Source organism: Paraburkholderia sprentiae WSM5005, from assembly GCF_001865575.2.
Lineage (GTDB): Bacteria > Pseudomonadota > Gammaproteobacteria > Burkholderiales > Burkholderiaceae > Paraburkholderia > Paraburkholderia sprentiae.
In genome coordinates, this window is the sequence record NZ_CP017561.2 from 944,063 (window position 1) to 969,700 (window position 25,638).

The 25,638-nt window shown below is 64.8% G+C and carries 23 protein-coding genes and 1 pseudogene; 12 read left to right on the top strand and 12 right to left on the bottom strand.

Annotation, left to right across the window (positions count from 1 at the left end):
* Positions 1-233 precede the first annotated feature (233 nt).
* The gene (gene dnaE, locus BJG93_RS04410; protein WP_027197130.1) at positions 234-3,803 is read left to right on the top strand and encodes a DNA polymerase III subunit alpha; all 3,570 of its coding nucleotides are present in this window, start codon (positions 234-236) and stop codon (positions 3,801-3,803) included.
* Between the two features lie 47 nt (positions 3,804-3,850).
* Here dnaE and BJG93_RS04415 read toward each other — a convergent pair whose 3' ends face one another.
* Positions 3,851-4,612, bottom strand: coding sequence for a glycosyltransferase family 2 protein (locus tag BJG93_RS04415; protein WP_027197131.1), 762 nt, complete (start codon positions 4,610-4,612; stop codon positions 3,851-3,853).
* Between the two features lie 241 nt (positions 4,613-4,853).
* Here BJG93_RS04415 and msbA point away from each other — a divergent pair, with 241 nt between their 5' ends.
* Positions 4,854-6,647: a lipid A export permease/ATP-binding protein MsbA gene (gene msbA, locus BJG93_RS04420; protein ID WP_027197132.1), complete on the top strand. Its 1,794-nt coding sequence runs from the start codon at positions 4,854-4,856 to the stop codon at positions 6,645-6,647.
* 31 nt (positions 6,648-6,678) lie between these two features.
* Positions 6,679-7,716 carry a glycosyltransferase family 2 protein gene (locus BJG93_RS04425; protein ID WP_027197133.1) on the top strand — a complete coding sequence of 346 codons (1,038 nt, stop codon included), beginning with the start codon at positions 6,679-6,681 and terminating at the stop codon, positions 7,714-7,716.
* A 58-nt stretch (positions 7,717-7,774) separates the two neighbouring features.
* Here BJG93_RS04425 and BJG93_RS04430 read toward each other — a convergent pair whose 3' ends face one another.
* Positions 7,775-8,791, bottom strand: coding sequence for a glycosyltransferase family 2 protein (locus BJG93_RS04430; RefSeq protein WP_027197134.1), 1,017 nt, complete (start codon positions 8,789-8,791; stop codon positions 7,775-7,777).
* Positions 8,792-8,971: 180 nt separating this feature from the next.
* Here BJG93_RS04430 and BJG93_RS04435 point away from each other — a divergent pair, with 180 nt between their 5' ends.
* Complete coding sequence (locus tag BJG93_RS04435; RefSeq protein ID WP_027197135.1) at positions 8,972-10,078, top strand: glycosyltransferase family 4 protein; 1,107 nt, start codon at positions 8,972-8,974, stop codon at positions 10,076-10,078.
* A 45-nt stretch (positions 10,079-10,123) separates the two neighbouring features.
* Here the strand turns inward: BJG93_RS04435 and BJG93_RS04440 are convergent, their stop codons facing one another.
* Positions 10,124-11,428: an O-antigen ligase family protein gene (locus BJG93_RS04440; RefSeq protein WP_027197136.1), complete on the bottom strand. Its 1,305-nt coding sequence runs from the start codon at positions 11,426-11,428 to the stop codon at positions 10,124-10,126.
* A 278-nt stretch (positions 11,429-11,706) separates the two neighbouring features.
* On the opposite strand from BJG93_RS04440, the gene BJG93_RS04445 reads away from it, so the two are divergent.
* The gene (locus tag BJG93_RS04445; RefSeq protein ID WP_027197137.1) at positions 11,707-12,552 is read left to right on the top strand and encodes a glycosyltransferase family 2 protein; all 846 of its coding nucleotides are present in this window, start codon (positions 11,707-11,709) and stop codon (positions 12,550-12,552) included.
* A gap of 42 nt (positions 12,553-12,594) precedes the next feature.
* On the opposite strand, the gene BJG93_RS04450 is transcribed toward BJG93_RS04445, so the two are convergent.
* The gene (locus BJG93_RS04450) at positions 12,595-12,921 is read right to left on the bottom strand and encodes a hypothetical protein (protein ID WP_027197138.1); all 327 of its coding nucleotides are present in this window, start codon (positions 12,919-12,921) and stop codon (positions 12,595-12,597) included.
* 265 nt (positions 12,922-13,186) lie between these two features.
* Between BJG93_RS04450 and BJG93_RS04455 the strand changes: the two genes are divergently transcribed.
* Positions 13,187-14,119: a recombination-associated protein RdgC gene (locus BJG93_RS04455; protein ID WP_027197139.1), complete on the top strand. Its 933-nt coding sequence runs from the start codon at positions 13,187-13,189 to the stop codon at positions 14,117-14,119.
* 3 nt (positions 14,120-14,122) lie between these two features.
* Here BJG93_RS04455 and BJG93_RS04460 read toward each other — a convergent pair whose 3' ends face one another.
* The 5 genes from BJG93_RS04460 to BJG93_RS04480 form a co-directional block, all read right to left on the bottom strand.
* Positions 14,123-14,887 (bottom strand): FecR family protein, encoded by a 765-nt coding sequence (locus BJG93_RS04460; protein WP_231337433.1) that lies wholly within the window; start codon positions 14,885-14,887, stop codon positions 14,123-14,125.
* Positions 14,888-15,470: 583 nt separating this feature from the next.
* Entirely contained in the window at positions 15,471-16,691 is a 1,221-nt protein-coding gene (locus BJG93_RS04465; protein WP_027197141.1) for an MFS transporter, read from the bottom strand.
* Between the two features lie 84 nt (positions 16,692-16,775).
* Positions 16,776-17,252, bottom strand: coding sequence for a VOC family protein (locus BJG93_RS04470; RefSeq protein ID WP_027197142.1), 477 nt, complete (start codon positions 17,250-17,252; stop codon positions 16,776-16,778).
* 68 nt (positions 17,253-17,320) lie between these two features.
* On the bottom strand, positions 17,321-17,806 hold the full coding sequence (locus tag BJG93_RS04475) for a VOC family protein (RefSeq protein ID WP_027197143.1): 486 nt from the start codon (positions 17,804-17,806) through the stop codon (positions 17,321-17,323).
* Positions 17,807-17,949: 143 nt separating this feature from the next.
* Positions 17,950-19,512 (bottom strand): SH3 domain-containing C40 family peptidase, encoded by a 1,563-nt coding sequence (locus BJG93_RS04480; RefSeq protein WP_027197144.1) that lies wholly within the window; start codon positions 19,510-19,512, stop codon positions 17,950-17,952.
* Between the two features lie 159 nt (positions 19,513-19,671).
* On the opposite strand from BJG93_RS04480, the gene BJG93_RS04485 reads away from it, so the two are divergent.
* Positions 19,672-20,097 (top strand): TOBE domain-containing protein, encoded by a 426-nt coding sequence (locus BJG93_RS04485; protein ID WP_027197145.1) that lies wholly within the window; start codon positions 19,672-19,674, stop codon positions 20,095-20,097.
* Here the strand turns inward: BJG93_RS04485 and BJG93_RS04490 are convergent.
* The gene (locus BJG93_RS04490; RefSeq protein WP_027197146.1) at positions 20,091-20,540 is read right to left on the bottom strand and encodes a hypothetical protein; all 450 of its coding nucleotides are present in this window, start codon (positions 20,538-20,540) and stop codon (positions 20,091-20,093) included. The genes BJG93_RS04485 and BJG93_RS04490 overlap by 7 nt on opposite strands.
* A gap of 225 nt (positions 20,541-20,765) precedes the next feature.
* Between BJG93_RS04490 and BJG93_RS04495 the strand changes: the two genes are divergently transcribed.
* Positions 20,766-21,266 (top strand): GAF domain-containing protein, encoded by a 501-nt coding sequence (locus BJG93_RS04495; protein WP_027197147.1) that lies wholly within the window; start codon positions 20,766-20,768, stop codon positions 21,264-21,266.
* A 110-nt stretch (positions 21,267-21,376) separates the two neighbouring features.
* Entirely contained in the window at positions 21,377-22,186 is an 810-nt protein-coding gene (locus BJG93_RS04500; RefSeq protein WP_027197148.1) for a mechanosensitive ion channel family protein, read from the top strand.
* Here the strand turns inward: BJG93_RS04500 and BJG93_RS04505 are convergent.
* Positions 22,183-22,587 (bottom strand): VOC family protein, encoded by a 405-nt coding sequence (locus tag BJG93_RS04505; RefSeq protein WP_027197149.1) that lies wholly within the window; start codon positions 22,585-22,587, stop codon positions 22,183-22,185. The genes BJG93_RS04500 and BJG93_RS04505 overlap by 4 nt on opposite strands.
* A 276-nt stretch (positions 22,588-22,863) precedes the next feature.
* Here BJG93_RS04505 and BJG93_RS04510 point away from each other — a divergent pair, with 276 nt between their 5' ends.
* Positions 22,864-23,640 carry a hypothetical protein gene (locus BJG93_RS04510; protein WP_027197150.1) on the top strand — a complete coding sequence of 259 codons (777 nt, stop codon included), beginning with the start codon at positions 22,864-22,866 and terminating at the stop codon, positions 23,638-23,640.
* A gap of 10 nt (positions 23,641-23,650) precedes the next feature.
* Positions 23,651-24,067, top strand: a complete 417-nt coding sequence (locus BJG93_RS04515; RefSeq protein ID WP_082194615.1) for a DUF4279 domain-containing protein — start codon at positions 23,651-23,653, stop codon at positions 24,065-24,067.
* Here BJG93_RS04515 and BJG93_RS04520 read toward each other — a convergent pair.
* Positions 23,962-24,327: a hypothetical protein gene (locus BJG93_RS04520; protein ID WP_027197151.1), complete on the bottom strand. Its 366-nt coding sequence runs from the start codon at positions 24,325-24,327 to the stop codon at positions 23,962-23,964. The two genes, BJG93_RS04515 and BJG93_RS04520, sit on opposite strands and share 106 nt — an antisense overlap.
* Positions 24,328-25,017: 690 nt before the next feature.
* Between BJG93_RS04520 and BJG93_RS04525 the strand changes: the two are divergent.
* Positions 25,018-25,353, top strand: a pseudogene (locus tag BJG93_RS04525) (protein mobD); the annotation flags it as partial.
* Between the last annotated feature and the right edge of the window lie 285 nt (positions 25,354-25,638).

A 25,638-nucleotide genomic window follows, 5' to 3' on the forward strand; every position in this document is an offset into this window, starting at 1 on the left:
GCCGCTGTCGTGCCCCCGGCTATGGTGGTCCGCATAAGGCCCGCGGGTTGGCGGCCAGCCGGCCACGTCGTAAGAGGCGAAACCTCTATTATCCCCCAACCCGGCATTTTGCCCGACCTGGCCGAACGGCCAAGCGGTTCGCGCAAGCCCGAACAGCGCTCGCGCCGACCCGGTCCTGGCCGGATGGCCAACGCGCCGTTTCGACCTGAAATCGGCGCAAGGGTGGAGTTACAATGTCGCCCATGTCAGATCCCCGCTTCGTTCATCTCCGCGTTCACTCCGAATTTTCGATTGCCGACGGCATCGTGCGTCTCGACGACATCGTCGCGGCGGCGGCCAAAGACGGTCAGGGCGCGCTCGCGCTCACCGACCTCGGCAACGCGTTCGGCCTCGTCCGTTTTTACCAGGAAGCGCGCGGCAAAGGGATCAAACCCATTGCCGGCTGCGACGTGTGGATCACCAATCCTGACGACCGCGACAAGCCCTCCCGTTTGCTGCTGCTGGTCAAGGACCGCCGCGGTTACCTGAACCTCTGCGAATTGCTCAGCAAGGCCTCGCTGACGAACCAGTATCGCGGCCGCGCGGAGATCGAAGCCGGCTGGCTCGAGTCCGGTCTGGGCGAAGGGCTGCTCGCGCTGTCGGGCGCGCAGCAGGGCGACGTCGGTCTTGCGCTGGCGGCCGGCAACGAAGAGGCGGCCAAGCGCAATGCGCGGCATTGGGCGAAGGTGTTCCCAGGCGGCTTCTATATCGAACTCCAGCGCTACGGCCAGCCTGGCGGCGAGCAGTACGTGCAACAGGCGGTCGCGCTCGCGGCATCGCTGAAACTGCCGGTCGTCGCGACCCACCCGATGCAGTTCATGACGCCGGACGACTTCACCGCGCACGAAGCGCGTGTGTGCATTTCCGAAGGCGACATTCTCGCGAATCCGCGTCGCCAGAAGCGCTTTACGGCCGAGCAGTATTTCCGCTCGCAGCAGGAGATGGCCGCGTTGTTCGCGGACATTCCTTCGGCGCTCGCGAACAGCGTGCAGATCGCGAAGCGCTGCAATCTGACGCTCGAACTCGGCAAGCCGAAGCTGCCGCTCTTTCCGACGCCCGACGGCATGTCGCTCGACGACTACCTCGTGCAGCTGTCGAAAGAAGGCCTCGAAAAGCGGCTCGAACAGCTGTATCCGGACGAGGCCGAGCGCGACGCGCAGCGCGCGACGTATTACCAGCGCCTCGAATTCGAGTGCGGCACGATCATCAAGATGGGCTTTCCGGGCTACTTCCTGATCGTTGCGGACTTCATCAACTGGGCCAAGAACAACGGCGTGCCGGTCGGTCCGGGCCGGGGTTCGGGCGCGGGTTCGCTGGTCGCCTATGCGCTCGGCGTGACCGATCTCGATCCGCTGCGCTACAACCTGCTGTTCGAGCGTTTCCTGAATCCGGAGCGGGTGTCGATGCCCGACTTCGATATCGACTTCTGCCAGCACGGCCGCGATCGCGTGATCCAGTACGTGAAGGAGAAATACGGCGCGAACGCGGTGTCGCAGATCGCGACGTTCGGCACCATGGCGGCGAAGGCGGCGGTGCGCGACATCGGCCGCGTGCTCGATCTCGGCTACATGTTCACGGACGGCATCGCGAAGCTGATCCCGTTCAAGCCGGGCAAGCACGTGACGATTGCCGACGCGATGAAGGAAGAGCCGTTGTTGCAGGAGCGCTTCGACAACGAAGACGAAGTGCATCAGCTGCTCGAACTCGCGCAGCGCGTCGAAGGCTTGACGCGCAACGTCGGCATGCACGCGGGCGGCGTGCTGATCGCACCCGGCAAGCTGACCGATTTCTGCCCGCTGTACACGCAAGGCGACGAAAGCGGCGTCGTGAGCCAGTACGACAAGGACGACGTCGAAGCGGTCGGCCTCGTGAAGTTCGACTTTCTGGGCCTGACCACGCTGACCATTCTGGATTGGGCCGAGCGCTACATCCGCCGCCTCGATCCGTCGAAGCAGGACTGGTCACTTGCCCAGGTGCCGCTCGACGACCCGGCGTCGTTCTCGATCCTGAAGAAAGCGAATACGGTCGCCGTGTTCCAGCTGGAAAGCCGCGGCATGCAGGGCATGCTGAAGGACGCGCAGCCCGACCGCTTCGAAGACATCATCGCGCTCGTCGCGTTGTACCGCCCGGGTCCGATGGACCTGATCCCGAGCTTCTGCGCGCGTAAGCACGGCCGCGAGGTGGTGGAATATCCGGACCCGCGAGTCGAACCTGTTCTGAAAGAGACCTACGGCATCATGGTCTACCAGGAGCAGGTGATGCAGATGGCGCAGATCATCGGCGGCTACTCGCTGGGCGGCGCCGACCTGCTGCGTCGCGCGATGGGTAAGAAAAAGCCCGAGGAAATGGCCAAGCACCGCGAAATTTTCGCGGAAGGCGCGGCCACCAACGGCCTCACGCGCGAGAAGTCCGACGAAATCTTCGACCTGATGGAGAAGTTCGCGGGCTACGGCTTCAATAAGTCGCACGCGGCCGCCTACGCGCTGCTTGCGTACTACACCGCATGGCTGAAGGCGCACCATCCGGCCGAATTCATGGCGGCCAATATGTCGCTCGCGATGGACGACACGGACAAGGTCAAGATCCTGTTCGAAGACTGCCTCGCGAACAAGATGGCCGTGCTGCCGCCGGACGTGAACCTCTCCGCCTATCGCTTCGAGCCGGTCGCCGAAGCCGACGGCAAGCGCTCGCGCACGATCCGCTACGGTCTCGGCGCAATCAAGGGCAGCGGCCAGAACGCGATCGAAGAAATCCTGCGCGCGCGCGAGGAAGGCCGCTTCATCGACATCTTCGATTTCTGCAATCGCGTCGATCGGCGCATCGTCAATCGCCGCACCGTCGAGGCGCTGATTCGCGCCGGTGCGTTCGACTCGCTGCATCCGAACCGCGCGCAGCTGATCGCGTCGGTCTCGCTCGCGATGGAAGCGGCCGAGCAGGCGGCGGCCAATGCGCTGCAAGCGGGGCTGTTCGACATGGGCGACGCGCCGTCGCAGGGCCACGAACTCGTCGACGAAACGGAGTGGCCGGAAAAGCGCAAGCTGCAGGAAGAGAAGGCCGCGCTCGGGTTCTACCTGTCGGGCCATCTGTTCGATGCATACAAGGACGAAGTGCGTCGTTTCGTGCGCCAGAAGATCGGCGAGCTGAAGGAAGGGCGCGACAAGCTGGTCGCGGGCGTGATCGTGTCGCTGCGCACGCAGATGACCCAGCGCGGCAAGATGCTGATCGCGCTGCTCGACGACGGCACCGGCCAGTGCGAAGTGACGGTCTTCAACGAAGTCTTCGAAGAGCACAAGCAGTTGTTCAAGGAAGACGAGTTGCTGGTCGTGCAGGGCCAGGCGCGCAACGACGCATTCACGGGCGGCATCCGCTTCACGGTCGACACGGTGATGGATCTCGGCCGCGCGCGCTGCCGTTACGCGGACTCGCTGAAGGTGCAGATGAACGGCAACGCGGACGCGCAGGCATTGCGCCGGGTGCTCGAAGCGCACACCGCCGGCAAGGACGAGCAGCCGTCCGCCACGGCCGCGCCGGCCGCCGCGTCGCGCGGCAATGGCGGCGGGCGGGGCGGCTTCGGCGGCGATGGCGGCCGTCAGCGTCAAGCGGTGCAGATTCCGAACGGGCTCGCGGTGCAGGTCGTCTATCGCAGCGAGCATGCGCAAGGCGAAATGCGTCTGGGCGACGCCTGGCGCGTGAAGCCGACCGATGAACTGCTCGCCGCACTGCGCGGCGAGTTTGCGGGAAGCTCGATCGAGATCGTGTATTAAGCCCGATCGATGGCATGGCTGGCGGGTGCCGCGTGTAGCGGCTATCGTTACCGGCCGCCCGTTTCTTGCAGACGTGCCAGCTTCAGAAATCGGTAGTACACCGTCTCCGCGTTGAACAGAGCGATCATCAACCCGGCGCGGCCGTCCAGAAAACCGCGGCGCAGCAGATAAGTCCGCACGAACGCCCACAGCCCGCGCCCCACCGCGAGGCGAACGCTGCCTTTCTGCCCGGCCTCGTAACGCTGCCGCGCGCCGGCTGTGGAATACGCATCGAGCTTGCGCAGCACGCCCTCGTAGTCCTCGTACGAGAAGTGCATCAGCTTGCCGCTCAGGCGTTGCGCGGGGGTGTCGAATACGAGGCGCTCGTGCACGAGGTCGTCGGAGAAGCGCGCGGCGCCGCGTTTAAAGAGGCGCGGAATCCAGTCCGGATACCAGCCGCTGTGATGGACCCAGTGGCCGCAGAAGCTCGACAGACGGTCTACCGCGTAGACGTCGGCGGCCGGGGCGGCGAGCGTCGCGCGAATCGATGCGGCAAGTTCGGGCGTGACGATTTCGTCGGCGTCGAGCGACAGGATCCAGCTTGTCGTCAGTGCCTCGACCGCGCGGTTCTTTTGCGGGCCGAAGCCGGGCCAGTCCGTCTGTTCGATGACGCGAGCGCCGTACGTGCGGGCGATGTCGGCGGTGCCATCGGTGCTGCCGCCGTCGATCACGACGATCTGATCGGCGAAGGCCACGGCTTGCAGGCATTCAGCCAGCCGCGCCGCCGCGTTCCGGGTGATGATGGCAACGCCAAGAGTGGTTTCTTGCATACCTGAGTTGCATGGAGGACGAAGTGACCGCGGGGGCTGCGACCCGGCAATCGAGCAGCGAGTATACACACCCCATTGCGCCCCACACCACAGCGCCGCTCCGCCATGCCCTCCGCGCTGTCCGTCGCGCACCGGGCGCCGGCCGTCATCTTCGAGCGATTACAATGCTCTTTTTCGAGATTCCACGCGGCGGCGCAACCGCGCGCCGCGTGTTCGCTGTTCCGCATTTCCAGAGGATTCCTTGAGCGCGAAGCCAACCTTAAGCAAACCCATGGGTTCAGGCGATGCGTCGTCGCCGGCCGTCGTCCTGCGGCGCCTATGGCCATTCATCAAGCCGCTGCTGTGGGTCGTGCTCGGCGCGATCGTCGCGATGGCGGTGAGCGCCGCCACCGACGCGGCCATTCCCGCGCTGCTCAAGCCGCTGCTCGACAAGGGCTTCGGCTCGCATGCGATCGACAAGACCAAGTGGCTCGTGCCAGCCGCGGTGATCGGCCTCGCGTTGATTCGCGGCGTGTCGCAGTACGCGTCCGGCTATCTGCTCGCCTACGTGTCGAACAAGATCCTGCTCGAACTGCGTCTGAAGATGTTCGACCGCATGATCCACACGAGCGTCGCGTTCTTCCAGCGCGAAACCGCCAGCACGGTGATCAACGCGATCGTCTTCGAGGTCAACCAGATCCTCAACGTGCTGCTGAGCGTGATGGTCACGCTCGTGCGCGATTCGCTGACGGTGATCTTCCTGCTCGGCTATCTGTTCTATCTGAACTGGCGCCTGACGCTGATCGTCGCGGTGCTGCTGCCGGGCATCGGCTGGCTGGTCGGCAAGATCAACCGCCGGCTGCGGCGCCTGAACCGCGAGCATCAGCTGCTCACCAATGAGCTGTCGTATATCGTCGAGGAGACGGTGGGCGGCTACAAGGTCGTCAAGGTGCACAACGGCGAGCAGTACGAGACGGACCGCTTCACCGCGATGAGCCGGCGCCTGCGCGGCTACGCGATGCGCATGACGGTGTCTGGCGGCCTCGCGCAGCCGTTGACGCAGTTCCTCGCGTCGATCGCGCTCGCGGTCGTGATCACGATCGCGGTGGTGCAGTCGTCGTCGGATCAGACGACGGTCGGCGGCTTCGTCGCGTTCGTCACGTCGATGCTGTTGATCATCTCGCCGCTCAAGCATCTGATGGACGTGAACCAGCCGTTGCAGCGCGGCATGACCGCGGCTGAACTGATCTTCGGCCTGATCGACGAGCCCGCCGAGCCCAAAGGCGGCGGCAAGCCGCTCGCGCGCGCGCGTGGCGAGGTCGAGTTCCGTGACGTGTCGTTCAACTACGGCACGAACTCCACGCACGAGCGTCATACGCTCGACCAGGTGTCGTTCAAGATCGCGCCGGGCGAGATGGTCGCGCTCGCGGGTCCGTCGGGCAGCGGCAAGACCACGCTCGTGAACCTGTTGCCGCGCTTCTTCGATCCGACCGGCGGTGCGGTTCTGATCGACGGCGTCGCGCTGCCCGAATACGACCTGCACGCGCTGCGCAGCCAGATCGCCATGGTGAGCCAGGACGTCGTGCTGTTCAACGACACGATCGCGCACAACGTCGCGTACGGTCAGGCGGTCGACGCGGAGAAGGTCAAGGCGGCGCTGCGCGCCGCGAACCTGTGGGACACCGTGCAAGCGATGCCGCAAAGCATCGAGACGCTCGTCGGCGACAACGGCATGATGCTGTCGGGCGGCCAGCGCCAGCGTCTCGCGATCGCGCGCGCGATCTACAAGAACGCACCGATCCTGATTCTCGACGAAGCGACGTCGGCGCTCGATTCCGAGTCCGAACGCCACGTGCAGGCGGCGCTCGAAACGCTGATGAAGGGCCGCACCACGCTCGTGATCGCGCACCGGCTGTCGACGATCGAGCGCGCCAACCGCATCCTCGTGATGGAGGCGGGGCGGATCGTCGAGCACGGCAGCCATCGCGAACTGCTCGAGCACGACGGCTTGTACGCGCATCTGCATCGAATCCAGTTCCAGCAAAGCGCAGTTTGATCCAGTCCGCCCTGCGCAAAATCGACTGCCCATGTCTCACGACCATCCGAGCAAGCCGCTCGTCTCCATTGCGCTCGCGACGTACAACGGCCGCACCTTTTTGCCCGAGCTGCTGGCTTCGCTCGAAGCGCAGAGTTGGCCCCATCTCGAAGTCGTGGTGTCCGACGACGCCTCCAGCGACGGCACCCGCGAACTGCTCGCCTCCTATGTCGGACGCGTGCCGGTGCGGCTCGTCGGCGACGGTACGCGCGCCGGCATCGTCGGCAATTTCGAGCGCGCGCTTGCCGGCTGCCGCGGCGACTACATCGCGCTGGCCGACCAGGACGACGTCTGGGCGCCCGAGAAAGTCACCGATCTGATGTGCGAGCTGCGGCGCATCGAAAGCGCGGGTGGTGGCGCCGCGAAGCCGGCGCTCGCGTTCTGCGACATCGAGCTCGTCGACTCGACGCTGTGCTGTCTGTCACGCTCGCTGTTCGATATCACCGCGAAGTCGCGCTGCGCGACGCGACTGCGCGATTTTCTGCTGAGCAACCACGTGCCCGGCTGCGCGATGCTCGTCAATCGCGCGACGCTCGAACGCGCGCTGCCATTCCCGCCCGGCATCGTGATGCACGATTGGTGGCTTGCGATGGTGGTCGCGTCGTTCGGCGAGATTCGCCACGTCGCAGCGCCGCATCTGAAGTATCGGCAGCATGACGGCAACGCGGTCGGCGCGAGCGCGACCAACGAGCGCGGCGCGGCGCGCGACGAATGTGGCGCCGCGGCGGCACACCGCCGCGGCGCAAGCCGGCAGCGGCAGATCGAAGCCATCGCCGAGCAGGTGCGGGTGTTCGCGCGACGCTTCGGCGCCGAGCTGCCCATCGACGCGCGTCACGACATGTATGCGTTTTCGCGCGGTGTCGCGAGCTGGCGCGGCGCGTTGGCGTTCGTGATGATCAGCCGCACCGGCGAGACCTTCGTGCGCTCGGTGAAGATGCTGCGGCGCTTGCGCGCGAGCGTGCTGAGCTTCGGCGTCGAGGTGCGACGGCCGAGTCTGGTGCGACGCTTGCGGCAGCGGCGCGGCGCCTAGCGCCGACTTTGGTGACCGATGTCGCGTCGCCAGGCACTGCCAGACCACAGCGTGGTCTTCAGGCCTTTTTGCCCCGCGCGACCCGCTTGATCCAGATGCCCGGCGCGTACACCACCGGGCAACTCGCATAAAGAAACATCCGCATCCGCAGCCCGAGCTTCACGCCGGCGCTGCGCGTCACCAGCCCGATGCGTTCGCCGAGGCTGTCCGCTTGGAACATCGCATGGATGAACTGCTCGCGCGCGAGCTTCGGCGCCATCGCCGCGCGCATGCGCTCGCCGACGCCGGCGATCTCAGCGTCGCGTTGCAGTTGCGCGAGCTCCGCGAGTCCGTAGCGATTGCTCTGCCGCATCCGTGCGATCAGTTCGTCGACCGACTGGTAGCGGCGCTTGCGCGATAGCCCGCCGCGCCGGTAGCGCACCAGCGGCTCGCGCAGACTGATTGCGCCGCCCGACAGGATCGCGCGCAGCACCATGATCTGATCCTCCGCCGCGGCGCCCGGCAGCATCGGCCCGAAACGCGTGATCAGGCGTCGCGACCACGTATGCGCGGCGCCGATCAACCAGGGACGCTCGACCAGCCAGTCGTCGAAGCTGCGGTAGCGGTCGAGCCCGGTCGGGCTCACGCGCTCGTGGACCTGACCCGCTTCGTCCATGTCGGCGAGATCGGTCGCGATCAGGTCGGGGCGGCGCCCATGCGCGAGCCAGCAGTCGACGACGCGTTCGCAGCGCTCGGGCGCCGACATGTCGTCGCCGGCCGCGATGAACAACAGCTCGCCGTGCGCGAGCTGCGCGAGTTGCGACAGGTGCGCGCTGATGCCCTGGTTGACGGTATTGCGCCGCGCGATCACGCGATGCGGCCCTGCGTAGCCGGCGAGCGCCGCTTCGATGGCGGCGTAGGTGGCGTCGCTGGACGCGTCGTCGGAGACGATGATTTCGAGCGGCTCGTAGGTTTGCGCGAGCGCGCTGCGCACGGCGTCGCCGATCTGCTCTGCCTGGTTGTAGGCGATCACCAGCATCGAGACGAGCGGGCGCGGGGTGTCGGCGGTTGCGGCGGGCAGCGGGCTATCGGTCATGAAGTCGGGGCCAAGGCGATTGGCCTAGATTCTAGCCGCTGGCGGCCGAGCCGCGCGACGCACGCGGCAAACCTGAACACCGCGATCTGAGCCCGGCGAAACCCATCCTTTACAATTGCCGCTGCCCGAAACTCCGCATCCACGGCCTCGTCCGCGCATGCGCCCCACCGAGATCGATCCTTGTCAGAGCCAACCCGCGACGCAGCCCTCGACCCGCACCGCCGTCCCCTCACCGACATCGCGTTGACCGCCCAGGCGCTGAAAAACAGCGGCGGCGCCGAGCGCTACACGCGCGACGTGATCGCCGGCCTGCATCGCCTGGGTCTGCGCCCGACGCTGTTCGCGCGCGAGATCGATCGCGCGCTGCCGGAGGCCGCGTGGATCGATGCGCAGCCGCTCAACGTGCGCTGGGCGCCGCGCAAGCTGCGCAACCTCGCGTTCGACTGGCGTCTGAAGCAGCGTTTGAAGCGGCATCGTCCGGCGTGCGTGTTCTCGATCAATCACTCGACGCACGCCGACGTCGCCTTGTGCGGCGGCACGCACCCGGGCTCGCTCGAAGCCGCGGGCCGCGCGCCGCGCCGCAGCGACGCATGGCAGATCGAGCTCGAGCGGCGCGTCTACACGCGGGCACGCTCGATCGTCGCGCATTCGCAATTGATGAGCCGCGAGTTGCAGCGTTTCTATCAGGTGCCGGCCGCGCGCATCGACGTGCTGTATCCGCCGGTCGACACCGAACGCTTCAGGCCGCTCGACGCCGCCGCACGCGCGGCAGTGCGTCGCCAGCTTGGCGTGCCCGACGATCGCGTGATGTTCGTGTTCTCGTCGACGAGTCACGAGCGCAAGGGCTATGCGCTGCTCGAAGCGTTTTTCTCGCGCACGACGCTGCCGGTGTGCCTCGTCGTCGCGGGCCGCCCGGTGCCGAAGACCAGCGACACGATTCGTTACGCGGGCTACAGCAAAGAGATCGAGAAGCTGTTCGCGGCCGCCGATTTCACGGTCGTCGCGTCGGCGTACGAGCCGTTCGGCCTCGTCGGCGTCGAGTCGGTGATGTGCGGCACGCCGCTCGTGATCGCCGAGAACGTCGGCTCGGCGGAGACCGTGACCGGCGCGGCGAAGATCGCGTTCTCGCGGCAGTCCGAGGGCAGTTTCGAGCGAGCGATCGAGCAGGCGGTCGAGCGCGTGGAGAGCGGCCTCGCACGGATCGCGGCGCCGCGCGACAGCCTGGTCTACGACCCGAGCGTCGACGCGCACGTCGCGGCGCTTTACGAGGTATTCACGCGAGGATGAGGGCGGCGCGCCGCGCTTGGCTTGCCGCTTGTCCTCGAATCGGAATCAATGGCGTGGAAACTGCGTCTCGCGCACGAGCACGGCCGACGTGGGCGTGGCCCGCGCTTCGCTTCGCAACTCGCGTTTGCGCGCATCGATCACCGCCAGCAGCGTCGCCACCAGCAAGGCGAGCAGCACAGTCACCATGATCGGCACCAGCACGTCGATCGTGAGTCCGAAGATCACCGTGCTGGCCGCGACCGCGAGACCCGCGTAGGACGCGGCGCGAATCGCTGGATCAGTCGCGTGCCGGTGCCGCCAGAAATACACCGCCATCCCGTAGTAGAACAGCAGCAGGCAGATCACGCCGACTGCGCCCATCTCGGCGAGCGTCGAGAAAAAGTCGCTATGCGCGCGCTCGTTGACGATTTCGGCCTTCACTTCGCCGCGCTTTGCCATCGCACCGAGTTCGTCGACCAGATGGCCCTTGCCGACGCCCCACACCGGATGCCGCTCGAAGATCATCCGCGATGCGTCCCACAGCTGCAGGCGCAGACCGGTGGCCGTGAAATCCTCGCCCTTGTGCATCATCGATACATCGTTCGGCACTTCGGCCAAGCGCTTTTGAACCCGTTCGGTCGACAGCAGCCCGGTCGCCCCGATCGCGATCGCGAGCGTCGCGATCAGCAGGCGCTTTTTATGGGTGAACCACTGGTACTGGACGCCGAGCAGCACGACGAACACCGGCACGGCGACCCAGCCGCCGCGTGAGCCCGACAGAAACGACGCATAGCCGCCCGACACCAGCGCGAGCACGCGCGGCACGAGCACCCGCCAGTCGCGCGGATTGTCCCAGCCGAGCGTGAACACCGACAGGAACGCGAGCAGCAGCGCCGTATCGCCGAACGGAATCGCGTTCGTGTACGAGTTGTTCAGGCGGTTCGCGTCGGTCCAGCCGCCGGGCGGCTGATCGATGATCGCCCACGCGCCGACCGCGAACGCGCCGGCCGCGCAGCCCCAGCCGATCATGCGCAGATTGCGCGACGGCAATTGCCGCAGCAGCAGGAACACCAGCGGTGCGAGCGCGAAGCGCGCCATCGAGTCGAACTCGCGTGGCAACCAGTAGCCGAGCGCCAGTTGCTGCACGCCGATCCCTACGACGAACGCGAACATGCCGATCGCGAACCAGCGGTAGGTGCGCAACGCGGAGAAATAGCCCGGCTTGCGCCGGTTGACGATGGCCGCGCCGAGCGCGAGCGCGACGAGCGCGAAAAAGCAGTAGCCGGTGCCGCCGCGCCAAATCAGATTGACCGCGGGCGCGAGAAACAGCAGAGCCGACGTGAGCCAGACCAGACTGGAAGCAAAAATCATAGGTCGAGGTTATCGATGAACACTACCGTTCCGGTGGTGAAATTGCAGGGGTGCCGGACCATTTGAATTTTTCAAGACGGTAGAGCGATCCGGATTATAACCACGCGCTTCCTTGCGAAATGCTTGCTGCCGCACGCGCTACGGTTGCGCTGGCCGCGGCATGCGGCGGGGCGGGCGGCGCCTGTCGTGCGAGCAGGCGGGGGCGGTACAATCGCGCGACACTCATGGCCGGCGCGCGGCGCATGCCGCGCTCGCGCCCAGCTCAACGGACCGACTCGATGTTCTCAATCATCATCCCGACCTGGAACAACCTGCCTTATCTGCGCCTCGTGATCAAAAGCCTGCGCCGTCATTCGGCGCATCCGCACCAGATCATCGTGCATGTGAACGACGGCTCGGACGGCACGCTCGCGTGGGTGCGCGACGAGGGCATCGAGCACACGGCGTCGCCCGGCAATATCGGCATCTGCCACGCGGTCAATCTCGCGGCGGCCCGCGCGACGCAGGACTACATCGTCTACATGAACGACGACATGTATTGCTGCCCCGGCTGGGACGAGGCACTCGTGAAGCGTCTCGCCCAGATGCCGGCGGACAACCTCTTCATGCTGTCCGGCACGATGATCGAGCCGGTCGATTCGGGCAATCCATGCGTAGTGGTGCGCGACTTCGGCCGTGACGCGCAGGTGTTTCGCACCGACGAGCTGGTCGCCGCCGCGCCGGGTCTCGTGCGCGCCGACTGGCGCGGGGCGACGTGGCCGCCGACGCTCGTGCATCGCGACTGGTGGTTCAAGGTGGGCGGCTATAGCAGCGAGCTGAGCCCCGGCATGAGCAGTGACAACGATTTCTCGATGAAGCTGTGGGACGCGGGCTGCCGCGTGTTCGTCGGCGTCGGCGACAGTCTCGTCTATCACTTCCAGCAGAAGAGCACCGGCAAGATCGTGAAGAACGACGGGCGCCGCCAGTTCCTCAACAAATGGGGGATGACGCAGGCGACCTTCGACCGCTACTACCTGCGACGCGGCACCGCCCTCGACGGCGCGCTCGCGCTCAGCGAGCCGGAGCGCACCGGCCGGCTGCGCCGTGCGCTGCTGAAGTCGCGCATCAAGCGCGCATTGGGCTAACGGGCGTTGAGCCGAAAGCGATTGCCTGACGCGCGGCGTGTGTCAAACGCCGCCTGTCACGAGCGGCAGCACGGTCAGATCCGGATGCGTGCCGTCGACGATGCTGCGCCCCACGTGCACCGCTTCGTATAGCGCATCGTCGAGGCTCGCGAAGCTCTCCTCGCCGTCCGCGTGAAACGGCACCGCATGGCCGGGAAGCTGGGGGTTGGCGCCCGGATGGCAGACGTAGCCGCGATACGTGTAGCGGCTGTTTTGCGTGGCCGCAGCGGCGGCATGCGCCGCGTCGGGCGGGTCCTTCACGACAGGTGACACGTGTATTTCGAAGCCTTCGTATTGCACCGTATGCCAGGCTGCGGTTTCGTCGGCCATGACCGCCTCCGTCTGGGTCTGTCCTGTTCAAAAGTCTAGGTGATTTACCGCCGGAACGCGCGGGCGCGCCGCTAAGGCAAAACCACTACGGTCCGAACCAAAGCTTCGGCGCGGGGAGTAGCTTCAGCAGCTTCAGCAGCGTCAGGTCGTCCCCGATCGATCGGCCAGGCGCATTCTGTTGCCATCCAGGATCGTGCTCGCCTGAACGCCCCGGCTGGTTCCCGTCGGATAAAATGCTGCGCTTTGCCCAACTCCGACTTCGCTCATGTGGTTCAAAAACCTTCAGCTGCACCGTCTGCCCGCTCCCTGGTCCGTTACCCCTGAACAGATGCAGAAGTGGCTCGCGCCGCACGCGTTCGCGCCCGGCCAGAGCGTCGAGATGCAGGCCCAAGGCTGGGCGCCGCCGCGCGAGAGCGACTCGCTCGTCTACGCGATGAACGCTCAGATGCTGCTGACGTTTCGCGCCGAGAAGAAGCTGCTGCCCGCGTCGGTCGTCACGCAGATCACGCGTGAGCGCGCGGCCGAGCTCGAGGATCAGCAGGGTTTCAAGCCGGGCCGCAAGCAGATGCGCGATCTGAAGGAGCAGGTCACCGACGAACTGCGGCCGCGCGCGTTCAGCATCCGCCGTGATACGCGCGTGTGGATCGATTGCAGGAACGGCTGGCTCGTGATCGACGCGGCGTCGCAGGCGGTTGCCGACGATGTGCGCGGTCTGCTCGTGAAGTCGATCGACTCGTTGCCGCTGATGACGGTGCGCGTCACGCAGTCGCCGGTTGCGGCGATGACCGGCTGGCTGCTCGACGGCGACGCGCCGGCCGGTTTCACGCTCGATCAGGACACCGAGCTGCGTTCGCCCGCCGAGGGCAATGCGACGGTGCGCTATGTCGGCCATACGTTGGACACCGACGATATGCGCCGCCACATCGAGGCGGGCAAGCAATGCATGCGGCTGGCGATGACGTGGAACGACCGCGTGTCGTTCGTGCTGACGCCGTCGTTGACGATCAAGCGCGTGGCGCCGCTCGACGTGCTCAAGGAAGCGAGCGACCCGAGCGCGCAGAACGACGACGAGCGCTTCGATTCCGACGTCGCGCTGATGACGGCCGAACTGGATCGCATGCTGCGCGATCTGATCGATGCGTTGGGCGGCGAGCAGGGCGAGCAAGGCTTCGCGTTGCCGCAGGCCGTGGCGGCTTGAGCGTCAGATTCTCGCGCTATCTAGCGCTTCGACGATGGTCCAGTAAGGCGTGATCGAGCGCAAACGGATCGGGTAGGTACGCTGCAGCAGTGCGAGCGTCCCGTCCGTATCGGTGAGCTGGTAGATGCCCGACACGCGCAGATCGGCGATGTCGTCGGCATAACGCAACACGCCGGCGTGGTAGCGCGCAAGTTCGTCGACGAGGTCCGCGATCCGCATGTCGTTCGCGTAGAGCAGGCCACGCGTCCACATCGCCTCGCGTGCGTCGAGCGCTTGCGGTGCCGCGACGCGGCTACGCGTGAACGTGCACCATTGGGCTGACGCCAGCATCAGCGCCGCGCCCGATGCCGGCGTCACCAACGCGTCGCCCCGAAATGCGGCCACGCGTGTGAAGCCCTCCCGTTGCCTGACGCTGAACTGCGCGCCGCGCGCTTCGACGACGCCTTCGGCCGTCTGCACGAGCAAAGGCGCATGAGTGATTCGGGCGTCCGGTGTGCCGCGGGCATCGCTCACGGGCCGCACCATGATTTCCCCTGCCAGCAGATGGACGCGCCGAGCGTTCGCTTCGAACGCGACGTTGATCGCGCTCGCGCTGGCCAGCGTGACCTGCGTGCCGTCCGCAAGCAGCACATCGTGCAGTTCGCCGGTCGCGGTGCGGAACTCGGCGGTCCACGTCCGCCATGGCAGGCGGCTCACGAGCCAGCCCGCAGGCGCGGCGATAGCGAGCCACGACAGCGTCTTCAGCGCGCGCCGACGTGCCTTGGACACACCCGCACCACCCGCGTCTTCGCATAGTGCGGGGCCCACGTCCGCGGGCACGGCGTCGGTTTTGCGCCGCCATTGCTGCGCGAGTGTTTGTTTAGATGTGCGGTAGTCCGGACGCATTTGATAAATGTGAAATAAATTGGATTTAAAAGGCCATATTGAACAATCAGGTAAGTCGAATAATGAATGCGGAAAATCCGCATCTGAGTTCACAGGGAATTTACGAAAAATAAGTGCGCCTAGCCATATCAGGGCGGGCAGTCGCATTGTCATCGATATGAGAAATTGCGCTGTGCGTGCGCCTTTTCTTTTTCATGAATGTTTAGCGTGCCATACGCGTAATTGCGCCGCAAGCGAACTCAGCTAATTTGTCACGAATTACAGTGTGCCGGATTGAGCTGACCGTCGTATGAAGGATGCATCGAGCCGCGGCGACCCATGAACCCCGGTAAAACTCGGTGCGCTGCCGCACCTTCGAAGCAGACGAAAAAACGACAGCCGTATCAAAGGCTTGCAGCTTTTTCCGGGAAGTTATGCACAGATTTGCCAACAAAAACTGTGGGTAACTTTGGGGGCCGAGGCGCCGTCAGTCCTCGAGCGCCCACGCGCGCTTGCGGCGCAGCAGCGCCGAGCCGATCGATATCGTCGCGCCGATGCCGCCCATCGTCAGCGATAGCGCGACGATCAGCGGGCCGGTTTGGGTGCGGGCGGAGAACACGCCGACGAGCAGGCCGGCGAGAGGCTGCGTCACGTTGTTCAGCAAAATCGCGACGCCGATCGTCTTGCCGTAGTCTTCGGGCGGGATGATCTGCAAACGCGCGCTGCGGATGTAGACGTTGAACATCTTGTCGAAGCCGACGATCAGCAGAAAGCCGAGCGCATAGCCCCACGGCGACGCGCTCGCGCCCGCGATCACGCCGCCCGCGCAGATCGTCACGAATGCGACCAGACCGAGCACGCGCGCGGGCCAGCCGGCGCGCGCCACCGTCAGCAGCACCAGCACCGTGGCGATCGCACCGGCCGTTTGCAGACCCGCATAGTAGCGGTTCGATTGCGCGTGCAAGCCCGTCACCATCGCCGCCGAAGTCGCGAGCGTGACACCGATTACGAGGTTTTCCGCGGCCGCGAGCATGATGACCTTTTTCAGGCCCGGCAGCGTCCACACATGATTGAGCGCGATGCGCAGCGGCGCGGTCCAGTGAGCGGCGGGTGCGAGCGCATGAGCGGGCGCATGGGCGGGCACGCGCGAACCGCTCAGTCGCTGCCAGACGAACAGCGCGGCATCGGCGCAGAGGAACAGCACGCCGGTCGCGGCGACCACCCATTCCCAACGCCACCAGCCGAGCAGCAGCGCGGCGAGCATCGGCCCGAGCACGAAGCCGAGCTGATCGGCCAGTTGCGAATACGCGAGGACCTTGTGGATCTGCTGCGTACTGAAGATCTGCGGCAGCATCACCTCGCGCGCGACGAGTCCTTGGCTCGTCAGCACGCCGCACACGGCCGACAGCGCGATCAGCCAGCCGATACCGCCGAACAGCGCATACGCGGCGATACCGCCGAAGCATGCCACCGCGCGCACCGCCTGGCTCAGCCGCATCAGACGCAGCGGCGGCAAGCGGTCGCATAGCGCGCCGAAGAACGGGAACACGAGGTAGCGCGGCAGCGTTTCGATGAAAAACGCGAGGCCCGACCATGAGACCTGGCGGGTCGTTTGAAACACGACGAGCGGCACCAGAAAGAGCAGGATCTGATCGGCGAGACGCGCGATGAACAGCGAGCAGAAGAAGGCCTGATGGTTGACGCGCACCGTGGTTGTCTCGCCGTGTTGGGGTCGAGGCCGATCCTATCAAAAGATCGCGCGGGCGACGCGGCGCACGCGCCGCGCGCCGTCCTACTCGCCGCGATACGCCTGTTCGAGCGGCGCGATATCGAGCTTGACCATCTTCATCATCTGCGCCATCACGCGGCTTGCCTTTTCGCGATCGGAGTCGCGCAGCATCTCCATCAGCACGTTGGGCACGATCTGCCACGACACACCGAAGCGGTCGCGCAGCCAGCCGCAGGCCCACGGCTGGCCACCGCCGTCGAGCAGCTTCGACCAGTAGCGGTCCACTTCTTCCTGCGAGTCGCAGTGCACGAGCAGCGAAATGGCCGGCGTGAACGTATATTGCGGGCCACCGTTCAGGGCCATGAACTCCTGACCTTCGATTTCGAACGTGACGGCGACGACCTTGCCCGCGGGTCCGGGCCCGGCATCCGTGTAGTGCAGCGTGGTGGCGATGCGCGAAGCCGAAAACACGGACGTGTAGAACGCCGCGGCTTCTTCCGCATTGCCGTCGAACCACAGGCACGGCGCGATTTTCTGCATGACGTTGCTCCTTCGCGATGGGTGACGGCGGGCGCCGGGCGTGCGTTCGCCCGCCGCGCGCCGGCTGCTCACTTCTTCTCTTCGGGCGAACAGTTCATCGCGGCCATCGCCTGCTGGATTTCCTCGGTGCTGAGGTCGCGCTTGTGCGTCGCGAGCGACCAGCTGTGGCCGAACGGGTCCTTGACCTGGCCGTAGCGGTCGCCCCAGAACATGTCGGTGACGGGCATCGTGACGGTCGCGCCCGCGTCGACCGCCTGTTTGAAACTCGCGTCGACGTCCGGTACGTAGTAATGAATCGTGACCGGCGTGCCTTTCAGCGTGATGGGGCCGAAGGTTTGATGCTCGGGCCATTCGTCGGTCAGCATCAGCATCGAGTCGCCGATTTTCAGGGTCGCGTGCATCACCTTGCCGTCGGGGCCCGGCAGACGGACCTGTTCGACGGCGTTGAAGGCTTTCGTGTAGAACGCGATTGCTTCGGCGGCGTTCTTGCAGATCAGGTACGGCGTGAGCGAGTGCATCCCGTCCGGGATCGGTTTGACAGCGGCGCTGGACATGACGGTGACTCCTTGAAGTAACGGTTCCTCAGTGGAAAGACCGGCTGCGTGAGCTGGGTCTTCAACGTTACGACGACTTTGCGGCCGTTGGATCGACACCCCGAAAAAAATATTTTCAGGTAGGGGCGAGGCGGCCCCGCCGGTTATCCCGCCGGATTGTCCTCGTCCGCGGGCGGCGCCGACGACGGCGCCGCGCTGCCCGGCGGCGCGCCGAGGATGCTGATCTGGAACGTGTGCGTCGCGGCGAGCGACTGCAGCGCCGCGTCCTCCGGGATGCGCTCGTCGAGCGGCAGGATCACCGAGCCGCCGATCACCGCGCGGCGGCTGTTGTCGGCCGGGCGCAAGCCCCACACGTCCTGATAGACGACGGGGACCGTGACGCCGTCGCGCGTCGTGTTGCCGAGGTACAGCATCACGTGCCCGCCGATGTAGATCAGCGTGCGCAGCGGCACCCCATGCCGCGCCAGATAGTCGAGCCGCTCGGCGGGCGTCGAGTCCGACAGATCGACCATGCGGCCGGCGCTCATCTGCGTCGACGAATGGCGCGGCAGCCACACGCCGAACGCGGCGAAGATGCTTTGCAGTTCCGACGAACAGTCGTTGTAGAGCCCGCTATTGCCCCAGCCGTACGGCCGGCCGATCAGCGCCTTCAATAGCATCGCGAGATGGCGCGGCGTCGCGGCGAGCGGCATCGGCGTGATTTGCGTGGCGTCGAGCGACGCGGTGCGGATCAGCGCGCGGCCGTCGACGTCGCGTGCGGGTACGAGCAGCTGCAGTGTGGCTGGGTTGGCGCTGGTCGCAGCCGATGATGCCGGGGCACCCGCCACCAGCGGCAGCATCGTCCCGGCCGGCGCGTCGAAGCGGAACACGCCACGGCTGTCGTTGACCGCCGCCGACGCGACGATCACCGCGCCCAGCGACTGTGCGGCCGCCGCGCGCCAATCATCGACGAAACGATCATCGGCGAGCGCAACGCCGTCGCTGCGCACCCAGCCCTGCACGTCGGGCGTCTGCACGTAATGCCACGCGCCGTCGCCGCTGCTGCCGAGCACATAGAGCGGCGTGCCTGGCCGCACCGCCGAAATCTGCAGGTTGTCGAACGGATAACCTTCGCCGGCCAGATGATGGTCGTAAAACGACGGATCGGTGGTCGGCAGCTCGCGCACCATCAGGTTGCCGGTCGCGATCGCGCGCCGCTCGCTCTGAAAGACCGGCGTTTCGGTGAACTGCGCGATGTTGATATTGCCCGCGATCGCGTCGATCCACGCCTTGTCGTGCGGCCGGAAGTTTTCGCCGTAACCGATGACGCTGCCGTGCTTGCCGGTGTTGTCGAACTTGTCGATGCGGCGCTGTTGCAGCGCGGCAATGTCCTCGCCCTGTTCACGAAACACGCGCGTCGTCACCCAGGCGGGATTCCACGGCGATGGCGCGTTCGCGCCCGTGCCGAAGTAGCGCGCGAACAGCGCGTCGAAATGCGCGCGCTGCTCGGCGGCGCTGAGGAACGGCCGATCGTAGTCCGGGCTGTCCGGATCGAGCCAGTGATCGACGTTCTGGTCGTAGTGGGCAAGCGGAAACAGCGTGACGTTGTCGACGAACGCGTGGGTGTCGCGCGGCGGCGTCGGCGTGCTGCACGCGACTAGTGCGGTGACGGCGGCGCACAGCACGACGGCGCGGCAGACATGGCGGGAAAGAACGGCGACGGGCATAAAAACGATTCGGCGTATGAGGTTCACGGGCACGATGATACGGTGTCGGCGATGCTACGGCGCATTCGATGTTTAGCGGCTGCGCGCGGCTTCCATTACACTCGCCTGATCCGTCCGCCCCGCGCGTCGCCACGCGCTTGAATCGACAGGGAGCCCGCCATGAAAACCAGCGCACGCAATCAGTTCAGCGGCGAAGTCACCGAAGTCAAGCACGGCGCCGTCAACGACGAAGTGACGCTGCGCACGCCGGACGGTCTCGAGATCGTCGCGATCATCACGCACGGCAGCGCGGAGTCACTTGGGCTCGCGGCCGGCAAGCAGGCGTTTGCGCTCGTGAAGGCCTCGTCGGTCATCGTGATGGTCGATGTCGCGACGCACCAGGTGTCGGCGCGCAACTGCATCGAAGGGACGGTCACGGCCGTGACGAAGGGCGCGGTCAATTCCGAGGTGACGATCCGCGCGGGCAGCGCGCAGATCGCGGCGATCATCACGAACGACAGCGTCGAGCGCCTTGGACTCGCGAACGGCAACACGGCGACGGCGGTTTTCAAGGCGTCGAGCGTGATTATCGGTGTCGATCAGTAAGGGGCCTTGGTATCGCGTATGGCGCGAACGATGATGCCGTTCCATCCAAAAACAATCCTGTGAGCGTCCATCCGGAAAACTGCAAAACAATTGTCGCTGTCTACGACGACGCTTGTAGCGGGCAATCCGGTTTCATTCACGCGAAGTTCGAACTGTTTATTCAGTTCCGAAAGCGTATCAATTTGTTTGACGGTAAAGCCCGTATTTGGCTTGCAGGTTTCGTTGTCGAAGCTCATGGATCGCGGCGTAATTTTCATAGTCATGCCGAGAATCCGTTTTGCTTCGGGCACACCGCCGGAAATATCGGCATAGTCAACTACATCGGTCACGACCCAATTGCCGACGAAATCGTTAATCGCCGCGTGTGGTGTTTCTGCCGCGGACACGCTTATCCAGGTGGTCAGCGCGAGAAGCACATACGAAAAAAGATTGCGACCGGTCATTGCATGGCATCGGAAAGATCTTAAAAACAAATCGAATGGAGAATGGAATATAGCAGAATAGACGCCGCAAAAAGACTAGTCGATTTAAGTTAGTGCGAATTGAATATTAAGATATTGCGACGCGCGCCGTGTATCGCAGCGCTCGACAGGCGCGCGCACGGCTAGCGCTTGCTTTACACTGCATCCGCTGGCACTTTTCATCCCGCACTGATCACGGACGCCGTCATGTTCGAAGTTTCCTCCACCTCGCATCTGCCCAAAGCCGCGCAATATCACGAACTGGTCGCGCAGGCGCGCGCGCTGCTCGCCGGCGAAACCGACTGGATCGCCAACGCGGCGAATTTTTCATCGTTCGTATTTCATTCGTTGAGCGATCTGAACTGGGCCGGCTTTTACTTTCACGACGGCCGCGAACTGGTGGTCGGCCCGTTCCAGGGCAAGCCCGCGTGCGTGCGCATTGCGCTCGGCAAGGGCGTCTGCGGTACGGCCGCGCAAACCCGTCAGACCCAGGTCGTGCGCGACGTGCACGAGTTTCCCGGCCATATCGCGTGCGATTCGGCGTCGCAATCGGAAATCGTCGTGCCGCTCGTCGCGCCCGACGGCACGCTGATCGGCGTGTGGGATGTCGATAGCCCGCTCGTCGCTCGCTTCGACGACGACGACGCCCGAGGCATGGAAGCGCTGTGCGCGGTGTTCGTCGAGGCAGCGTTGCCGCGCGTCGTATAACGTCGCCGATCCGCTGCGGCAAGCAACTCGCGTACCGCTCGGTGCAACGGCCGGACAGGAACGTATCGTGCTTAATCTGCGTCGGGACTCACAAACGATTCAAGCCGACGATGAACGACACGCTCTCCCGCTTATTTCATTTTCAGCCGTCGCTGCTCGTCACGCTGACGCACGACGTCGTGCATATCGTGATCGCCGTGCTGATCGTCGTGGTCGGCTGGTGGTTATCGAACCGCGTCGGCGCGATGCTCGCGAAGGCGCTCGCGCGCACGCATGCGGACCCGACTCTCGCGCCGATGCTCGCCGCGATGGGCACGTGGGCCGTGCGCGTGCTCGTCTTGATCGCGGCGCTCGGTGAAGTCGGCATCGCGACCGCGAGCGTCCTGGCCGTGCTCGGTGCGGCCGGCCTCGCGATCGGCCTCGCGCTGCAAGGCACCTTGCAGAACATCGCGGCCGGCATGATGCTGCTGTTGCTGCGGCCGTTTCGCGTCGGCGACGTGATCGAGGGCACTGGCGCGGCGGCGGGCATCGTGCGCGAGGTGGGGCTTTTCACGACGCGGATCGAACGCGGCGACGGCAACATCGTGTTCGTGCCCAACAGTCAGATCTGGAGCAATCCGGTGATCAATTTCAGCTGCGGCGGCACGCAGCGCATCGAGGTCGAGGTGGAACTCGCGCAGCGCAAGGACGTCGATGCGGCGATCGGGCAACTGCAAAAACTCGTGGCCGACGAGCCGCGCGTGCTGAGCGGCTCGACGCTGGCACCGGTGGTGTCGGTTGCCGACTATCCGGCGAATGGCGGCGCGACGTTGCGGATCGCTGCGTGGGTCAGGTCGCCGGATGCGTCGTTGGCGAGCGGCGATCTGCATCAGAGGGCGCAGGCTGTGTTGGAGCAGGCGGGGTGTGAGGTGGCGGTTTAGGGGTTCGTGCTCGGGCCATGACAGACGGCCTCGACGCGATTGCCAGCCGGGTCGGCCAGAAATGCCGCGTAATAGTCGCGGTGATAGTGAGGCCTCAAGCCGGGCTCTCCGTCGGATTTGCCTCCAGTCGAGAGTCCTGCTTTGAAGAATGCATCGACATGATCGCGCGACGGCGCTTTGAAGCACCAGTGGCGCCTGTTTTCTGTGATGTCGCCTGGATCGAGGTAGACGGCCAGATAGGTCGATGTTGTGTCGTCGGTCGTGCAACGCTCGCCATACCCTAAGGCAGTGGGGCGGTCGTAGACTTTGTTCGCGCCGAGAGCCGTCATGATGGCATCGTAGAAGCGGCGCGCTGCCTCGATGTCAGGTACACCGATCGATACGTGGTCAAGAAGCTGCATTGCACGTTCTCCTATTGAATTTGCACTGAGTTTATACGCGCGACTTGCTCCGTCGAGCGGCTGGAAAGGTAATAGACCGGCGGTACGGTCGCTGCCCGCGAGCATCCGCGCTACGGGCGCGAAAAACCGCAGTATTCCTGCGGGCGCTTTTTTTCCGTTTCGTCGAGAGCCGTGGCGATTTTGGGCGGTCGCCCATGTACGGACTGCCTGTCGCACGGTAATTATCTGACTGCTGTCAACCCCGGCAGCGACTTCAGATAGACCATCGACACACCCATGTCCCTGTCCGTATTTGAAATGCACTCCGTGGAGCTGTCCTGCCAGCGGCCACCGGGGGCCTGTTATGTCATCTGCGACGAATGGCACTATAAGGCGTGCCTCGGCAAGGCCGCAGACCTTCAGAGGGCCAAGGCGGAGACCCGGGAGTTTCTTGACATTGCCGAACTGAATCACAGGGCGTGGCAGGAGGACCGGAAACTGGTCAGGAATCTCATTGGCAGTCACTGGCTGTTTTTTCATCGCGTACGTGACCGCAACCCTGACACCGATGGCTGGTGGGTCATCGGTGCGCTTCTCGAAGAGGTGCGCCGGGGTGCCCTGCTTGCCATTAAAGGTCCGCGTAATGGCCTGTTTCCGTCACCGTACAGCAGCGCGCCGTTGAGGAATATCGCAGCGAGGGCCGGTAATCGCCCGGACGGCGAACCCATTCTGTCTGTGCAGTACGATCCGGCCACCTGGCAAACCCAACTGAACGCTGCCCGCGCAGCCAGGGCTGGCGATAGACGCGCATCAACGCGGCTCGGCGACGCGCAGCCGTTCGAGTATGTGCCTGATGCGTTGAGCGGCGATGTCGTTGAACTCGCCGCGAGCACGAACAACCCAAACTACGCGGCGAAGATGCTGGGGTATGACCGCAAGACGTTTGGGGCTATCTTGCACAGGTTCAAGCCAGGCAATGGCTTGGGGCCAGCCGATAACGTCATCTGGCATGACAACGGCGACGTGTACTTTAATGGTAACCACATCGGAAATTTTCATGACTGGGCAAACTGAGGCCGCTCCAATGGCAGATCACCAACTCGCGCACGCGACCTTTTACATATCCGGCGACTCATTGGAGCCAGCCTTTTGGACGGCGTATTTCGACATCGAGCCGGATACAGCGATTACCAAGGGACAGCCGTTCACCACACCGTCTGGGCGACCGAGCAGCGCGCCGGGCCGCGTTGGCCTTTGGGGCGTGCGCAGTGAGGGCGCAGTTCGTAGCGATTCACTTGAGCCGCATTTGCGTTACCTGATTGGGCGCCTGAATCTGCCGAGAGCGGAACTTGGCCAACAGCTCGCAGACAAGGGACTTCGGATGCGCTTCTTCTGTTACTGGTACAACGAGAGCGGCGACCGCGTGCCCGATGTGCCCGACGATATCCGCGTGATGATGGAAGCGATGGGCGGCACGGTCGAGATTGACGAGTACCGATAGCGCGGCGTGAGCCCGCCCAAACGCAAAAGCTGACCCTCGTAAGGTCGGTTTTCGTGCCCGTCTTTCCCGGCTGCCAGTTCGACGCCGGACTCGAAATCTGGCGTCGCGATCGCGATGCGCTGCGTCTGGCCGTTGGGCTGCGAAGCGAGCCAGTAGCCGCCCGCCTTGGCCCCGCCTGCGAGCGCCGACTTGCGGCCGTCATCGTCGATCATTTCGAGGCTGGTGAGCTGGCTGTTGCGCTCGATGCGGGCAATCAGCACGCGGCCCGCCAGTTTCTTGCCTGAAGCCTTGCGCGCAGCCGCTCAGCCTCCGCAACTTTGCTTGTCGCGCTCGATGTCGGGCGGAATCGCGGCGGGCGCCGCCTCGATGCGTTGCTGTTCATCCATGATTTCGCTCATTGCGTGCGCGCCTCCCGCGAGCGCAACTCGCGTTCATTTCCTGTCCCATCGCCGCCGAGCAGACGATGGGCTGTGTCACCTTGATTCCGTTTTCACGCATGGCTGAACTCCTGCGCGCTCGAGCTCGCGCTTGAGGGCTGCGAGAATGCAAGCAGCTTCCGCGCGGATCAACTCAGGGTCGACGCTGCGCGAGTCGAAGGCGCAGCGCGGCTGTATTGGGGAGTTGGCGCACAGTTCCAGAGGTGCCCACGGCTCGTAGGTAGTGGAATAGTCGGTGCCGCGCAGGGGTCACGCTGGCGTTCGCAACTGGCGGCCAGCGCATCAATAACCACGTCGGCCTTGGCGTCGATGTCTTCAGGCGAGACAAGCCGCGTGTCGACGGCGTGCGCAAAGCGATAGGGCCACGCGACCGACACCGCTACAACGGCCGCGCATTGACCCGGACGCGCGAATGATCCGGCACGATCCTCACATCAAAACAACGTCATACTATTCCATTTTGCGGGTGCCGATCGTTATCCAGTAAGGGTTTCGCGGCATTTTCCTGCGCGCGTGCTGTGGGTTATCAACCGGCAGCGCGACAGCCTCGAACTGCTTCTGAAGTTCGGTGCGACGTTCCCAGGTGCGATCACGCATGTGGTGCGCAACGGCTATTTCGGTACGCGGGAAAAATTCACCCTGTACCGGGATTCGCAATTGCGAAAGGCCGTCGAGGCGCAGGTCCGGTCGCTGGATTTTCCCGATCTCGCAGACCGCGTCGCGGATGAACTTCGCAGTCAGCGGCTGTCGATACGCAAGGCGGCAGAAACGATGCATATTGGCGAACGGGCCGAACTGCTGCGCTGGCGCGCGCTGTATAGCACGATGTTCGCCGCGGTGTGCCGGTGATGCCACGTTTCATGCAGCTGCATTGATAACGTGCAAACATCAATGCTTCGAAAAAATGCACTTATCGCGTGGCTCCATTTGCGTGAGTATCAGTACTCAAGATTCCAGCGAGATTGGAACGAAAGTAAAACGCATCGGAGACAAGCCTACGTACAACGCAAGGCGCACCTGGGGCGGCTAACGATCGCCCCTTGGGCCGGGTCGTCTCGAGCCTCAGCCGGTTCGAGCACCGGACAATTCAACACACATCAGCAACGCATTCCGAACGCCATCGGCGTCACGGCC

Coding starts and splice junctions, on each gene's coding strand:
- dnaE (WP_027197130.1), top strand. CDS start 234: ATGTCGCCCATGTCAGATCCCCGCTTCGTTCATCTCCGCGTTCACTCC.
- BJG93_RS04415 (WP_027197131.1), bottom strand. CDS start 4,612: ATGCAAGAAACCACTCTTGGCGTTGCCATCATCACCCGGAACGCGGCG.
- BJG93_RS04425 (WP_027197133.1), top strand. CDS start 6,679: ATGTCTCACGACCATCCGAGCAAGCCGCTCGTCTCCATTGCGCTCGCG.
- BJG93_RS04430 (WP_027197134.1), bottom strand. CDS start 8,791: ATGACCGATAGCCCGCTGCCCGCCGCAACCGCCGACACCCCGCGCCCG.
- BJG93_RS04440 (WP_027197136.1), bottom strand. CDS start 11,428: ATGATTTTTGCTTCCAGTCTGGTCTGGCTCACGTCGGCTCTGCTGTTT.
- BJG93_RS04445 (WP_027197137.1), top strand. CDS start 11,707: ATGTTCTCAATCATCATCCCGACCTGGAACAACCTGCCTTATCTGCGC.
- BJG93_RS04450 (WP_027197138.1), bottom strand. CDS start 12,921: ATGGCCGACGAAACCGCAGCCTGGCATACGGTGCAATACGAAGGCTTC.
- BJG93_RS04455 (WP_027197139.1), top strand. CDS start 13,187: ATGTGGTTCAAAAACCTTCAGCTGCACCGTCTGCCCGCTCCCTGGTCC.
- BJG93_RS04470 (WP_027197142.1), bottom strand. CDS start 17,252: ATGCAGAAAATCGCGCCGTGCCTGTGGTTCGACGGCAATGCGGAAGAA.
- BJG93_RS04475 (WP_027197143.1), bottom strand. CDS start 17,806: ATGTCCAGCGCCGCTGTCAAACCGATCCCGGACGGGATGCACTCGCTC.
- BJG93_RS04480 (WP_027197144.1), bottom strand. CDS start 19,512: ATGCCCGTCGCCGTTCTTTCCCGCCATGTCTGCCGCGCCGTCGTGCTG.
- BJG93_RS04485 (WP_027197145.1), top strand. CDS start 19,672: ATGAAAACCAGCGCACGCAATCAGTTCAGCGGCGAAGTCACCGAAGTC.
- BJG93_RS04490 (WP_027197146.1), bottom strand. CDS start 20,540: ATGACCGGTCGCAATCTTTTTTCGTATGTGCTTCTCGCGCTGACCACC.
- BJG93_RS04495 (WP_027197147.1), top strand. CDS start 20,766: ATGTTCGAAGTTTCCTCCACCTCGCATCTGCCCAAAGCCGCGCAATAT.
- BJG93_RS04500 (WP_027197148.1), top strand. CDS start 21,377: ATGAACGACACGCTCTCCCGCTTATTTCATTTTCAGCCGTCGCTGCTC.
- BJG93_RS04505 (WP_027197149.1), bottom strand. CDS start 22,587: ATGCAGCTTCTTGACCACGTATCGATCGGTGTACCTGACATCGAGGCA.
- BJG93_RS04510 (WP_027197150.1), top strand. CDS start 22,864: ATGTCCCTGTCCGTATTTGAAATGCACTCCGTGGAGCTGTCCTGCCAG.
- BJG93_RS04515 (WP_082194615.1), top strand. CDS start 23,651: ATGGCAGATCACCAACTCGCGCACGCGACCTTTTACATATCCGGCGAC.